Here is a 14,267-nt window from a genome sequence, read left to right on the forward strand (position 1 = left end):
AACGCCGACGAGCGGCCAAATCTGTGAAAGGCGCTGAATTCGATGATCGCGACCGAAACAAAAACCGCTGCAGGCATTCTCACGCTCACGGCCTTGCGTGGCATTGGCCCGGCCACCGCGGAACGCCTCGCGGAGAAGTTCTCTCTTCTCGACGCTATCGCCGACGCGGAACCTGCGAAACTCAGGTCCGTCGTTTCGGCCTCGGTAGCCGAGAGCCTCCACGAACCAACCGCATTGGCCAATGCTGGCGAGAAGGCTCAGCGTGTGCTCGACGAGGCCGATCGGCGCGGTATTCGCGTCCTTTCTGTTTTTGATCAAGACTACCCCGCCGCGCTCCGCTCGCTCCAGGATCGTCCTCCCGTCCTTTTCATCAAAGGCAAGCTGCCGCCGTTTCGCAGCGTGGCGTGCATCGGCACGCGCGAGCCGTCCGAGTTCGGAGAGATCGTCAGCGACAGAATCGTCGAGACGCTGGTTGCTGCGAACTGGGCGGTCGTCAGCGGCCTCGCGGTTGGCGTCGACTCGCTCAGCCATCAGGCCGCGCTGCGTCACCGTGGCCGGACCATCGCCGTGATGGCAGGTGGACTCGACGGGATCTATCCCAGACAGAACGCCAAGCTGGCCGACGAAATTCTTGAGAAGGACGGTGCGCTCGTCAGCGAACAGCCTTTCGGCGTCCCGCCGTCTCCCCGAAACCTCGTCCAACGCGATCGTCTGCAAAGCGGGCTCTCGGTAGCGACGTTCGTGATACAAACCGATATTAAGGGCGGCTCGATGCATACGGTGCGCTTCACGATCCAGCAGAACCGGTTGCTGTTTGCCCCGGTCCCGCTGGGACGGCACGCTGCTGAGCCGAAGAGCCAAGGCATACTGGCACTGACGCAGATGCCGGGAACGCAGTTCGCCGACGCTGCCCGAGCAGAAGGCGACTATCGCCGCATCCTTCTAGAACGCTTCCGCGACCAGCCCGTCGCCGTGCCACTGGCGAGCAGAGAAGATTACGCCTCCATGCTCAACCTGCTCGAGACACGCATGACCGGGGCGGAACAACCCGCGCTAAGCCCCGCATCATCGCCTGCTCAGATGTCGATGCTCTGACATGCCGGGCATCTTTCTCTTCGACCTCGACATGACGCTTGTCGACAGCTCCGCGCTTGCCCAGTTGCGACGGTCCCAGATGTGGGAGGGAGTGCGTCAGAACATGCGCCTCATTCGCCCCTTTCCGGCCCAAGGACGGTCCGCTCCGCACGAACTGCCAGGTCTTCTAAGGGCGGACGGACAAACCGTGGGGATCGTGACCTCCTCACCGAGATGGTATGCGGAAGCCGTCCTCCAGCAGTTCCGTGTTCCCTACGACGTACTCGTCACGTACGGCGACACCGAAAACCATAAGCCTGATCCCGAGCCTCTGCTCAAGGCGCTTAAGCTACTTGGCATCCCGCCCAGCCGGGATTCGCTCTATATCGGCGATGACGTTGGCGATGTGGAAGCCGCGTACCACGCAGGCTTGGCCTCGGTCGCGGTCAAATGGGGGCAGTCCTCAGTCTTCGAGCTCTCCTCGACAGCTCCGGACATTTTCATGTCCAAGGCCTCGACCCTGCTGCGTCGTGATCGGATTGCCGGGCGGTGCTATCTCGGCGAAGCCTTGACCAGCGGCTGGGACTTCCACAGCCATTGGGGTTCCATCCTCCATTGCGACGACGACCCTGTCGTCTACGCGCTCGGCAGATATTTCACCGCCTCCGATCCGCGCCACGCGACGAGCGCGCTTAGTGCTGCAGTCCTCTCGCTGAAGAACGACGACACCCGAGCCAAGATCCTCGGCGAGGCTGTCGGCAATGCCATAGCCAATCTCGACTGGGCACCGGATTACGTCGTGCCGGTGCCGATGAAGCCATCTCAGCAGCGCAATCGGTTCGAACAGCTCCTGAATGACGCGGCCACCCATTTCGACGAAGACATCGAGATCGAGCTGAAGGGGCTACGATGCGTCAAGGAGATCGAAGGCTACAAACAGATGAAACCGCTTGAGCGCTCCGAAGCGATCAAAGGTGCGTTTCAGTCCAACTTCAAATGGAACGGCAATAAGGTTCTTATCATCGACGATGTTTATACGACCGGCGAAACCACCGGCGAGTGCGCACGAACGTTGACCGCCAGTGGCGCAGGCGAAGTCAGGGTAATGACTCTGGCAAAGGACCAGCGTGTTTTTGCGCGCAAGATATGCCCAGTATGCGGAAGATCTATGAAGGTCCGAACCAATTCGACGACTCACGTAAAGTTTTGGGGGTGCTCCGGATATCCGGACCACTGCCAGCACACCGAAGATGTTTGAGCGCGGGTTCGTCCGCGAATTGGCGTTTGAAACGACCTTCCGGGAGCGCGGGGGACGATGATCGGTCGAGGTTCGCAACGGAGGCGCTGGGAGACGCATATCCACGCTCCTGGCACCCAGTCATAATAACCAGCTCGGCGGTGGCGATTCTTGGCCTGCCTTACCCTCATATCGGCCATCAGAAGGAAGGCGGTCTTCATGCTGCAACGTCCGGTGGTCCGCAGGTTCGCCGGACCATGTGAGAACACACGAGGGTTGGCGAACCATCCGCTATGGTGTTGCTTCTGTTGAGAAACACTTGTCCCTCTGTGAATGTAAATTGCCTCTAGAAACCGAGTTAGCCCCTTTCGACTAAGCTGGCGCGCTCCTTGACCTCTGCCGTCCTGCATGGCCGACTACATGCCGAGTACTTCGAGCGTCTCGGCGACGAACGCCCATCCGTCCTGCGTGACCAAGAATTCTCCGGCACTTTCTTGACAAGGGCGCCCGCGACTCCGACGTCGGGCCTGAAGAACGTGCATTCAAGCGCAGCGGAATGCGGCCTCCCGAGAAAACGAGATAGGCCATGAACAGAGCACGTGTCCGCGGCGTGTCGTTTTTCGAGTCGTTGTTGTCCTGCCCCCAGTTGCCGTAGGAGGCACCTCATCTGACTGCGGGCAAAAATTGGGACGCCGAGAGCCAGGAGGGCTGATATCTCCTCCCCGATGGCGGCGGCCGGTGCGGCCAGCCCAATCGTAGCCATCGAGATCGGTCAGCGCGGCGGAAAGCTGCTCGGCAAGATAATCAATAGGCTCCGCTGGAATCTCACTCGCGTGATTGATAAATCTTCCCGCCCCGCGGTACATCTTCATCTGCGCAGCAAAACCAAGCCTGGTCCGTAACGGCTTTGTCTCGATCAGCGCGAGTTCATCAAAGTTGAGGCTCCACCATCTGGCGAGTTCCGCGCCATCCCAATACTGCTGCACGCCACGCTCCCACGGTTAGCCTTCCGATGGCTATCTTTGCTTGCGAGTATGTCCCTTCAACACCGAAGCAGAAGATTCTCCATCTGTTCTTGCAGTTGGCCGTTTTCGCAGCGACGTACGCACTGGGCCGAATGGCAGCGTATCAAGATCGGTAAATCTGACGCGCTCTTTGCCGGATTGATAAATGCTACAAAGATTGTCGAGTTCGTGCCACAGGAACAATGGCGCCAGAGCCTTGGGCTCCAGAGCAGATGCAGTTCACAGTCTATTCCCCTGAGGCTATCGCTTGTCTAGCTGGTTTACACGGCCCGAACCAAACCCTGACGCCAACTTGCGTGCCGGATTTGGCGCTCCGTTTGCATTCCACCGCTTGCCTAGCCGGTGGTCGCGCCTCGGGGACCTTTCGGTCGGGCTTGCGACATTCTTGTCCAGTTTCGAACATAAGAGGGTTGCAAATAGACACGCTTGGGCAATTCGTTCCTCTCGGAACCAGGCGCTTGCCGAAGCGCGCGCGCTCATGATGGCTCCGACAGGCGCGTGTTCGCGATAGCCGTGCGTGCGCACGCAAGAACACGCTAGCGGGCAGACGCTACGCAATCACTGCAATCCCCGCCGGTGTGAGTATTGCATCGGCTCGGCTTCCGGTTCGTCTTTGTCCAGCCGGTGCGGAACCGCCGCATATCCGCACCATACAGCACCTTTGTCGAGTGTGATGACGAGGCGGTTATAGGGCGCGCCCGATCTTGAAGACACGGTCCTCGCAAGAAAAAGGATCGCTCCAAAAGCACCTCTATTTGAAATGGCACGCCGCTTGCTGCTCCTGGTTAGAGCCTATCAAATCATGATGAAAGCGACTTGCGCCATGCCCGACACGCGAAGCTCTAGACCGTGGCCTGAGGAGACGGCGCCCGTCCCCGCTGAACATCGGGACATCGTCTCCCCCGGAGGTCCGTGCTCGGTAGCCGCTTCGCGCACGGCTGGTCCGATGCCGGCACGCCAACACATGGCGCTCGCGCAATTGCCGTTTACCGGTTCTGATCAACATGTGAGTGTCCAAGAGCCCCATCAGAGAGCCACCGAAGCCAAGGTCGGCGGGTCACTGGCAAATATCGACGATACGCCGAACCAGCTCAGTAACGCGGGTCTCTTGCGTGAAGTCACATTTGAGGCCTCCGCACGCGTTCGATATTGGCTACTTCGGGCCCGCTATCACTTTGTCCCGGGCACGAGCGCGAGCGATGGATGCCGCTTCCGGCGCCATAGCCGTGGAAAGATTGCCCCAGCGGCTCGACAGCCTCCACTTGCTCAGATCGATGGCGTTCGGGTGACGAAGACCAACAGCCAAGACGTTCCCCTACATCGGGATGGAAAAAGGAGGGTGCGAGCCGCGAGGGCCTCATTTCATGCCCGGCATACGAGCCTTTGCTCGGTATTGCGCCAGCCTCTGCCAGAATCCGGCGCGCCAGTTTTTTCCTGAGGAGCAAGTTGATGACCGTTCAAAAGAAGGTTCCCTTCGTCACCTTTCTCACGCGTGTTCGCGATGAGTCAGTCCAGGGCCCAAATCCATATCGCTGGGAAGAAAAGACATCTGACGACTACTTTGCCGGCAAGCGCGTCATCCTGTTCTCGCTGCCTGGCGCCTTCACTCCGACCTGCTCGACCTACCAACTGCCCAATTTCGAAGAGCTCTATGATGAGTTTGAGAAGGAGGGAATTGACGCGATTTACTGCGTCTCCGTCAACGATGCCTTCGTCATGAATGCGTGGGGGAAGTCCTTGGGTCTGCAGAAGGTCGAGCTCATCCCCGATGGCTCAGGCGAGTTCACACGCAAGATGGGCATGCTGGTCGCCAAGGACAATCTCGGCTTCGGGATGCGCTCCTGGCGCTACGCCGCCCTGATCAACAATGGCGTGGTGGAGCAGTGGTTCGAGGAGGAAGGTTTCTCCGACAACTGCGAGGCCGACCCCTATGGCGTCTCATCCCCGCAAAACGTTCTGGAAACGCTGAAAGCCGCCGCATGACCTAGAAAACGTCTCACTGGTGCCATTGCCCGCCCCAAGAGGCTCCTCGACAGGATTATCGCGCTCACATGCAATCCTCAGCAAGCCTGCTTCAGCGCCAGAAGCAATCCATGGTCGCATCGCCTCAACTCATTGAGTCGATTCGCTTGCTGCAACTGGCGCATACTGAACTGCATCAGTTCGTGGAGCGGGAAATCGAGAAGAACCCGCTCTTGGAATCTGCGTCAAACGATGGCGGGCCTTTTGGCGATGTTTCGATTTCGGGAGCGGATCAGCCTGTCGGCCCTGGCGCAAACGCCGTTGAAGGACCGACCGGGGCAGGGTCGCCTGAACGGCTCGGGCAATGGAAATCACTCGGCAACACGACCAACAACCCGCCGGGCAATGGCCCTTCCCTCGACGAGTTTGCCACCCTCGCCGAAACATTGCACGACCATGTCGCTCGTCAGATCGCCCTCACTGCGTTCACACCACAGGAGCGGCTGATCGCTGGCCAGCTTGCCGCCGATCTGGAAGATACTGGCTATCTTCGGGCAAACCTTTTGGAGCTGGCCGAGAGCCTGAATGTCCATGAGGCTGTTGTGGAACGGGTTCTCGGAACCTTGCAGCAATTTGATCCACCGGGAGTTTTTGCGCGAAGTCTCAGAGAATGCCTCGAGATTCAGTTGCGCCAGCGAAATCGGCTCGACCCGGCAATGGCATCCTTGGTTGCCAATCTTGAAATGCTTGCGCGACGCGATTTTGAGGCACTGAAGCAGCATTGCGGCGTCGATGAAGAAGACCTTCTCGACATGATGCATGAGATTCGGGCGCTCGATCCCAAGCCTGGGAACCGATTCCAATCCGGTGCGTCTGAATCAATCATACCCGACGTCTGGGTCACGCCCTCGCCGCAAGGCGGGTGGCAGATCGAACTTGATCCTGCCACGCTGCCAAAGCTGCTGATCAACCAAAGCTACTATGCCGAAGTCTCGCGTCAAACTCCCCAAAATTCGAAAGATAAAGCATTTCTCGACGAATGCTTGCAAAACGCGACCTGGCTAATCCGCAGCCTCGATCAGCGCGCCAAGACCATTGTTAAGGTTGCGGCTGAAATCGTGCGTCAGCAGGATGCCTTTTTGGAACATGGCGTCGCCCACCTGCGGCCTCTCAATCTTAGAACCGTCGCTGACGCGATCGGCGTGCACGAGTCGACGGTAAGCCGGGTGACCTCGAACAAGTACATGCTTACCCCGCGCGGAGTCTTTGAACTGAAGTATTTTTTCACCGTCGCGATCGCGTCCTGCCAAGGCGGCGATGCGCACTCCGCCGAAGCTGTCCGGCATCGGATCAAAGCGATCATTGCCGCAGAATTTCCCGGCGACGTGCTTTCCGATGAGGACATCGCTGTCCGGCTGAAGGAAACCGGCATCGATGTTGCGCGCCGCACCGTCACAAAATATCGCGAAGCAATGAACATCCCCTCCTCCGTGCAACGCCGCCGGGAAATGCGCTTGTGTTTTTAGATTTGGGTCAAGGCAGCCAACATCACGTTGCATTGCATCAAAGTGGAGACTTCGTTCATGACCCAATCCGCAGCAGGCGTCATGGACGCTGTTCTGCACGACCCAGAAAAGCCCGTCCCACCGTCTGGTCCCGCATGGGGTGCGGTCATTTCGCTTTCCTTGGGCACCTTCGGGCTGGTCACGGCAGAGTTTCTGCCTGTTAGCCTGCTCACGCCGCTCGCACATGATCTCGGTATCACCGAGGGAGCGGCTGGACAAGCGATGACGGCGACAGCTATCGTCGGGGCGATCTCGGCGCCGACGGTGGCCATCATCACAAAGCGCCTGGACCGCAGGATCGTCATGTGGGCGATGACGCTGCTGCTGATCCTGTCGGACGTTCTGGCGGCCGGCGCGTGGTCGCTGGCGGTTCTCCTGACTGCACGCGTCGTGCTCGGCATAGCGCTCGGAGGCTTCTGGTCGATGTCGGCAACACTGGCGATGCGGCTCGTTCCAAGCCACCTCCTGCCGCGCGCTATGTCGATCATCCTCACCGGCGTTTCCGTGGCTACCGTTTGCGCAGCTCCAATCGGCGCTTATGTCGGCGATATCTGGGGATGGCGAAGCGCCTTCATGCTCGCCGCAGTCGGCGGCGCGGCTACACTGCTGGTGCAACTCATAACCATTCCGAGACTGCCTCCGATTGGAGTGGCTAGCTTCCGCAGCCTGCTGGATGTGGCTAAGATTCCGATGGTCAAGGTCGCGCTTGTGGTCGTCCTGCTGGTCGCTTCCGGCCACTTCGCCGGAATCACTTATATCCGCGCCTTCCTCGAGAAGATTCCCGCGCTTGACGTCGAGACGATCTCGCTTGTGTTGCTTGCTTTTGGCATCGGCGGATTCTTCGGCAATTTGGCCGGCGGGCTTCTAGCGGAGTACAGTCTCAAGGCAGTCGCGGCCCTTGCACCGCTGCTCATAGCGATAGCCGCTGTTTCGCTGCTGACGACGGGAGCATCGGCCTTCGCCTCGGCGATTGCGGTTGCAGCGTGGGGCTTTGCCTTCGGCGCGGTGCCGGTGGGATTACAGACGTGGATGGTGCGGCGGGCCGTTCCCGAGCAGGCCGAAAGCGCCGGTGTGCTGATGGTCGTAGCATTCCAAGTGGCAATCGCAGCCGGCGCGATTTTCGGCGGACTATTGGTGGACAATGCCGGGATTACCAGTGCCATTGCCTACAGTGCTGTTGCTACGTTCCTCGCCGCCCTGACAGTGTTCCTGCTCGGCCCGAAGCGCAAAACCTAGACCGCCTGACAGAAGAGGCCTCAGCAGCGTAGCGGGACGAGAGATGCAATCGCATGCACCGCGCGGCGCGATCCCCGCACGATTACTTTGGCGGTTGCAGGCTTCGTTTCGCCGAGCGCATAGGCCGACTGGATCGCCGCGGCCGCCTGGTCCGTGTTGGCCTCCCGTGGACCAGCGCCAGCGCCTCGCCGGCTTTCACCTCCGGGCCATGGCTATCTTCGCCAGACAGGCGAACATTGCCGGCACCGTTTCCATTTGCCGACGATGAGCGCTGCCAGCGCGATGAAACCCTCGCCGGCGGTCATGTCCTTCACGAAGCCGGCATTCTGGGCGAGTGACAGGTACGCGCCGGCCTTGCCCGCCAGAACGCCGGTGAAGATGCCGCGCGATAGCGCAGGCAGGTCACCGAAATGCCGGTGGTACCGACGGCGGCCGGATTTTCGCCGACCGCGCGCAGCCTAGGCCGAAGCGGGTGCGAACAGCACCACCAGGTAGATGGCACCATCAGGGACGCGACATAGACCAGCAGCGAATGGCCCGTAGATCAGCTCGGAATAGACCTGTCCGAGCACCGGGCACGCCGCGCACCGCTTCGGCGGTGAGCACAACGATCGCCTCGAATTGCGAGTATCCGGAGAGCGCCGGCGGGCGCCCGCCGGAACCAGGCCTGGCCGAGAATGATGGTGGAGCCGGCAGCGATGAAACTGATGGCGACGCCCAAGACGATCTGGTCGCCGCGATGGGTGATCGAGGCGAAACCGTGCGCTAGCGCCAAAAAACACGGCGGTAGCTACGCGGCGCCGAGGCCGCGCCGGGCCGAGCCTGTAGCCGCGGCCGTCGAAGCGCCGGCAAAGGTGCCGGCCAGCATCTTGCCCTCGGGCCTCCGAATAGAGCCCGGCCAGGCAGGCGAGCAGCAACGGCACGGAGAACACCAGTTGCTCGGCGGCGATGGTGCGGGTCGGGGTCCTGCACCGCCATGATGACGGCGGCCGCCGAAGCGAGCGTAGGAGCAACCGGACAGCAGGCACAGCATACAAATCCTCGAAGGCGTCAGTTCGCCATTCGACAAGAGACATATGGCGCGGCGCGAGCCCTGGCGCTTGTAAGACTGACGAAAGCGGCTCTTAATCCAAGGCGATGCCGTTCTTGATCCGTGTGAGGCGGCTTTCGCCTTCCTCCGGGCCGAAGCAGCTTTCGAAATCATTGCATTCCCGGCAACTGGGCGCTCTGCACAGCGAAAAACCTTCGGCCTCGCAGAGCTTGCGGTAAAAGTACTTCTTCCATTTCATGTTTTGGGTGTTGCCGGCCGCCAGCGTCGGAAAATGCGAGGCGAGCATGCGGCCGAGCTCGGTACGATTAAAAAGGCCAAGGTCCTGCCAGAGATGGTCATTGCGCATGGCACGCCGGGCGATGATCTTGGCGAAGCGGGCGCTCGCCTCGTCGCCCGGCCGGGCATGCGCCAGCAGCAGTCCGCGCAGAAGTTCTTCCTCCAGCTCCGGCTCGGGCTCGCTCACCTCTTCCAAGGCAAACGCGTTGATAGAAATAGCAGGGAAACTGCGGGCCAGGACATCGCGCAGCTCGGCGCGCGAAAGGCCGGTTGCCTCCGTCGCCGTCGCCTCGCCAGCCTCGATTTCCTTGAGCGCACGTGAAAGCACACAGGCAAGCACATGCTGGTCGAACCTCCTCTCCAGCTCGATCTGCGGCCATTGGCCGGTGCTGAGCCGGGCATAGCGCTGGGCAAACATGGTGCCGTTCTCCTGGTTTGTTCTATCAAGTCATGCAGCGACCCGGCCGGCCGCAACATGGTCGGGCAGTTCTTCGGGCAGAAGCGGGCGCCAGGCTCCGCAGCCAATGCAAAGGCCGGTATGTCGACGGCCATGACCACGCGATTGAGCTCGCCACCGAAATCGTATCCTCGGCGTCGCAGACGCTGAGGATTTCCCCCACATCACCGACACAGTAACGATGCATGACCTCGCGCGAGCAGACTTTGAGACAGCGGGAGCAGCCGATCCAGGCCCTGCCATCGATACCGGTCAGATATTGCGGCATCCGTCTGAAGCCCTCACAAGTGACGAAAGGGAGTGTCTTCGTGAATTCTCCAACCCAACCGAGCTCTTGCAGCTGCTGAGCGCACGCAGGCCAGCGCAATGCTGAAGCTGCATCCTCACTGTGCGAACAGGTGAACGCTGCGCTCCGGCCGGAGGCCATAGGAACAGCGATTGAAGCTGCGCCGACCGCCATTTACGTCCGACGGGAAGGCGAAGCCTCGACCTCCAACACGAAGTGGACGACATTTACTTCGATGTTGCCGGTCATTTCTCGCGTCGCGACCGGGATGTTATGCTTGGAGACGTGATGCTTGCGAGCCCCCAGCTCTATGGAACTGGCTCGGTCCTGGCCGATTTCGGCGAGCACTGCGGTCGATATTTTCGTGCTCCAGGTCGGGGCGTCGTGATCGACGACATAGGCGACCATGCCCCCATACGAAGAAATCGTGTAGGGATTGCTGGCGTCATCGAACCGTTTCAGCCCCCGCAGCCCGAGATATTCCGCCTTGATTTCGCGCTCATCGAGTACGGTCTTGGCTTCGATGCGCAAATCGAGTTCGGACTCCCGCATCAAAATGATCGTGTAGTCGGTGGGCTTGGCTTGCTTGCTGATGCCGGGATCCAGGGGCCGCGGGGTCTCGCAAGCTATCGAGATGTGACGGAGATCGACGTCGCCGTTGGCGGGGTCGGAGAGTGCTTGCTGGGCGCGGCGATAGGCGAAAAGGTCCGCCAAGGCACGGCTCACCGCCTCTTCTTGCGGAATCCCGGCCTTGCCCTTGCGGAACCAGTCTTTTTTCGCTTCATACTTCGCCCGCCTGAGCTTCAGTTCGTCGGCAGCGACATGAAGCCCCCCTATGGCATTGCCGAGAAACTCCGCCCACTCAGCGTTCTGTACGGCGCCCAATGTGGAGCGGCTCACTGGACCCAACTCCGAAGAGACCGCCTTAGCGTTGCGGCATCGGTAACGGCCTGGTCAATGGTCCACGCGCTCCTAGCAGAAGTCTTGAAGATATAGGCTCCATCACCGTCCACTGTCGGGACCACTACTGCGTTGCCGATGAAGCCGTTACCCATCGGAGGCTGAACGGACTCCTCGCGGCGTATTCCGAACCGGATACTAATCGGGAAGACCTCGCCGTCTTGTGCCTGAATGTCGACGCTCATGGGCAAGCTCCTGCCGACCGCCGCCCGGAGCTCGGCCTGCAAGCGATCGACATAGCTGCGGCGCGTGGCTTCGCTAACGTTCCTTTGACTGCCTACCGGACACTGGGCGTTGGCGAAATATTGCCGGAACTCCTTGAATTCGGAAAAGGCAGCTTTGAAGTCTTTGCCGGCATCCATGGCGTCGAGGATATCCGTATCAACCTGAGTCGAATTGCCCAATGCTAGGAACTTCTCGTCCGACCAGTCCGTGAACGGGCAAGGAATTGCCAATAGATCGTTCTTCTCGAAGCGAGCCTTATCCATAAGGTAACTGGCGCCGTATATCGACGCGAAGTACCGCACTACGCCGGAATCGATAAAGGCACGGAACGCCGCTTCGAACCCGACAGGAAATGGTATGCTCTTGGCGAACTCGTCCGCTTCCATCGCCGCTACCTGGCTTTTCCTCACGATCACGTTGAAGGTCGATGGATAGAGCACCGGTTCGCTGAAATAGAGCGCCTGGGCCATGCTGCGCGGCACAAGAATGACCTCGCCTGCGAAGTAACCCCTGAATTTCGGTGTCACCTTCCGCAACTGAGCTTGCGTCAAAGCCATGATCTGAACGGACTTTTCCGATCCTTCAGCTACCGGACGGCGTGAAACACCGGCATCCTGACCGCTGCGACCTTTTCCCATCGCAAGACCCGAATTCTCTAAAAAATGCGCCAAGGTCTTGTCGTTGAAATTGGACCAAACCGTCAGGGCGTCGTGCATGCGGCGATCGAAGTCACTCAGGATAGCTTGGGTGAACCACCCGCTTTTGCCTACCCCGAAATCCTTTGCCCTCTGATATTGAACCTCGGAATCCGAGGCTAGCAAGCTCCAAACCTCGTTCGTTCTGCCACCGGGCAGCGAGGACAGAAGCGGGCGGTAAACCGCGACCTTGTCATCGGCTTTCGGCTGGCGGTTCGTGACCACGACCACGCATGCGGAGGCTTCCACGCCCGGGAACAGCTTCCTGCGAAGATGAAACAGGCTGCCGATCCAGCGCAACGTTGTCCGACTTCCGATCGCGTGCGCGAACGGGCCTGCCAACCGACCGATGACCGACCGGGCCGGAAGGATCATGGCAACAGTCGCCTCGTCGGCGGCGAACTTGAATATCGCGAGCCAGAAGAAAAGATCCGACAACCTTGCTTGACCGACAGGCACGTTCGCAAGGCTCAATGCCGTCCGGAAGTCCGCGACGCCAGCGCTTTCTTCGCCGCGCCCCTGATCCCGATTAGTGCGATCCTTCTGGCCGCTCGAGGCCGACCATGGCGGATTGCCGACAACATGGGTGAACTTGCGGCCGAGAAACTTGGTGGCGAACGCGCTCTCGGAAACGACGTTGTCCGAAAGGTCGGGGAGAAATTTTTCGTCGCCGGCCGCCTCTACAAGCTCGTCGATCGTCGCTTGGCCGACATAATCCAGCAGGGTCAAATAAAGGCTGAAGCGACATACGTTCGCGGCCTGTGCGTGCAACTCGACGCCATGGATGCCCTTGAGCAACAGTGCCTTGGCCAGCCGGATATCCCGAGGTTTCCAGCCCTCGCGAGGCGTATACCGTTCCATCAGCCGCCGGAACGCGCCGACTAGGAACAGCCCCGATCCGGCTGCGGGATCGACTAATTCGGAGTCGGAGGTGATCGGGACGACCGCCTCCACCCGATCCAGTACGTGGTCCACCAGGTGCGGTGGGGTATAGAACACACCGTCATCCCGCTTCTGCTTAATGTCTTCGATTTTGATGAAGCGTTCGTAGATGGCCGAGATCGTTTCCGTGCGCAGGATCGAAAAGGACACGTTGAAAAAGCTGTGTTGTATACCGTCGGCCGTGATGGTGTCGCCGCAACGCACCACCCGATGGATCAGCCGGCAAAGGCCATCCGTCACCAGGTCACGCTGATCGTCTTCTATCTTGAAGACACTGCCGTTGATAGCGCCGTCGACGATGTCGAAAGCGGCCAACGCATCGCTTGCGGACCACGCACCGTGAACGTCGTCATAGGGATTTTCGGAAAAGATCGCTTCGACGAAGGGCGGGAGCGACGGGGTGTCGTTGCCGGCCAGCTTCCGTGAAAGCCAAACCGATGCAAGGATGCCCCGGTCCGCCAGCACGTATGTGTAGAGGAACTTGCCGATCACCGCGTTGATGAGGTTCTGATGCCCTTCCAGGACGGGAAAGTTCTTCTGGGCCAGTACGTTCAGCGCTTCAATGGCATCGACCAGCTGATTGTCGACACTAGAATCCCGATGAATATCAAGGTCGCGCCAAGTCAACGACGACGCGATCCGGTTGGCGCTGTAGTGCAAAAGGGCGGCGGGCAATTCCGCAACCGTTCCGTTGAGCCGCACCTTGATAGGGTCGATTTCGGGTGGTTGGAAACCACCGCAGACAAGCACTTCGTCCGCACAGACGATCAATAGGAACGGCACGACGCCCTGGCTCCATACCGCTCGGCGCAGGTGGGCCACTTCGTCCGGAGATTCGGCACTGGCGAGATACACGATGGGCTTGAGCGACGCTGGCCGAAAACCGTCTTCGAGCGCGAAAACGCCGTGGATTTTCATAGCGCTCAGGGCCTGCCTAACGACATACGGAAGCGTCGGAAGCCGGGAAAGGTCGGCCAATTCGAAATATGTCTGGCGCTCGGAATAACCCAGCAGGTCGCGAACCGCCGTGAGGCGGTCGTGCATCCCGGGCTGCATCGTGGCCTGTTCGCTCAATTCCCTCAACTCTACGGAACCACACGGCACTTCCGCGCAACGCACGGTACAACGTCTAACCTTTTGAATCCATTAAGAAACCAAAAAATCAAAAGCTCAGCGTCATCAATGACTTAGCTAGGGTCAGGACCCATTAATTTGTTGAGTTGATCTCTGTTGGGTGATTCAAGGTGGCAGGAGGTGCCGCCTTGAGTGATTTGCT

General features: G+C 59.8%; 9 protein-coding genes and 2 pseudogenes. 5 read left to right on the plus strand and 6 right to left on the minus strand.

All coding sequences use genetic code 11. From position 1 onward, the window contains the following. Window positions 1–42: 42 nt before the first annotated feature. Window positions 43–1,095, plus strand: a complete 1,053-nt coding sequence (locus NKI01_RS24145) for a DNA-processing protein DprA (RefSeq protein ID WP_352964945.1) — start codon at window positions 43–45, stop codon at window positions 1,093–1,095. Between the two features lies 1 nt (window position 1,096). Beyond that, the gene (locus NKI01_RS24150) at window positions 1,097–2,332 is read left to right on the plus strand and encodes an HAD-IA family hydrolase (RefSeq protein WP_352964947.1); all 1,236 of its coding nucleotides are present in this window, start codon (window positions 1,097–1,099) and stop codon (window positions 2,330–2,332) included. Window positions 2,333–2,853: 521 nt separating this feature from the next. Here NKI01_RS24150 and NKI01_RS24155 read toward each other — a convergent pair. After that, window positions 2,854–3,297 carry a DUF4158 domain-containing protein gene (locus tag NKI01_RS24155; RefSeq protein WP_352964949.1) on the minus strand — a complete coding sequence of 148 codons (444 nt, stop codon included), beginning with the start codon at window positions 3,295–3,297 and terminating at the stop codon, window positions 2,854–2,856. A gap of 1,488 nt (window positions 3,298–4,785) precedes the next feature. Between NKI01_RS24155 and NKI01_RS24160 the strand changes: the two genes are divergently transcribed. The 3 genes from NKI01_RS24160 (at window position 4,786) to NKI01_RS24170 (ending at window position 8,099) form a co-directional block, all read left to right on the plus strand. Further along, complete coding sequence (locus NKI01_RS24160) at window positions 4,786–5,319, plus strand: peroxiredoxin (protein ID WP_352466644.1); 534 nt, start codon at window positions 4,786–4,788, stop codon at window positions 5,317–5,319. Between the two features lie 68 nt (window positions 5,320–5,387). Continuing rightward, window positions 5,388–6,824, plus strand: a complete 1,437-nt coding sequence (gene rpoN / locus NKI01_RS24165; RefSeq protein WP_352964951.1) for an RNA polymerase factor sigma-54 — start codon at window positions 5,388–5,390, stop codon at window positions 6,822–6,824. A 57-nt stretch (window positions 6,825–6,881) separates the two neighbouring features. Continuing rightward, window positions 6,882–8,099: an MFS transporter gene (locus NKI01_RS24170; protein ID WP_352964954.1), complete on the plus strand. Its 1,218-nt coding sequence runs from the start codon at window positions 6,882–6,884 to the stop codon at window positions 8,097–8,099. 222 nt (window positions 8,100–8,321) lie between these two features. Here NKI01_RS24170 and NKI01_RS24175 read toward each other — a convergent pair. The 5 genes and pseudogenes from NKI01_RS24175 to NKI01_RS24195 all read right to left on the minus strand — a co-directional run. Continuing rightward, window positions 8,322–9,049: pseudogene (locus NKI01_RS24175) on the minus strand (ABC transporter permease); the annotation flags it as partial. A 174-nt stretch (window positions 9,050–9,223) separates the two neighbouring features. Next, window positions 9,224–9,844, minus strand: coding sequence for a nitrogen fixation protein NifQ (locus tag NKI01_RS24180; protein ID WP_352964956.1), 621 nt, complete (start codon window positions 9,842–9,844; stop codon window positions 9,224–9,226). A gap of 30 nt (window positions 9,845–9,874) precedes the next feature. Next, window positions 9,875–10,151 (minus strand): annotated as a pseudogene (locus tag NKI01_RS24185) (ferredoxin family protein). 192 nt (window positions 10,152–10,343) lie between these two features. Then, a complete protein-coding gene (locus NKI01_RS24190; protein WP_352808546.1) occupies window positions 10,344–11,069 on the minus strand; it encodes a hypothetical protein in 726 nt (241 codons plus the stop codon). Continuing rightward, a complete protein-coding gene (locus NKI01_RS24195; protein ID WP_352964958.1) occupies window positions 11,066–14,065 on the minus strand; it encodes an N-6 DNA methylase in 3,000 nt (999 codons plus the stop codon). Before NKI01_RS24195 ends, NKI01_RS24190 begins: the two co-directional genes overlap by 4 nt. Window positions 14,066–14,267: the final 202 nt, after the last annotated feature.

The organism is Mesorhizobium sp. M0815 (genome assembly GCF_040319995.1).
GTDB lineage: Bacteria > Pseudomonadota > Alphaproteobacteria > Rhizobiales > Rhizobiaceae > Mesorhizobium.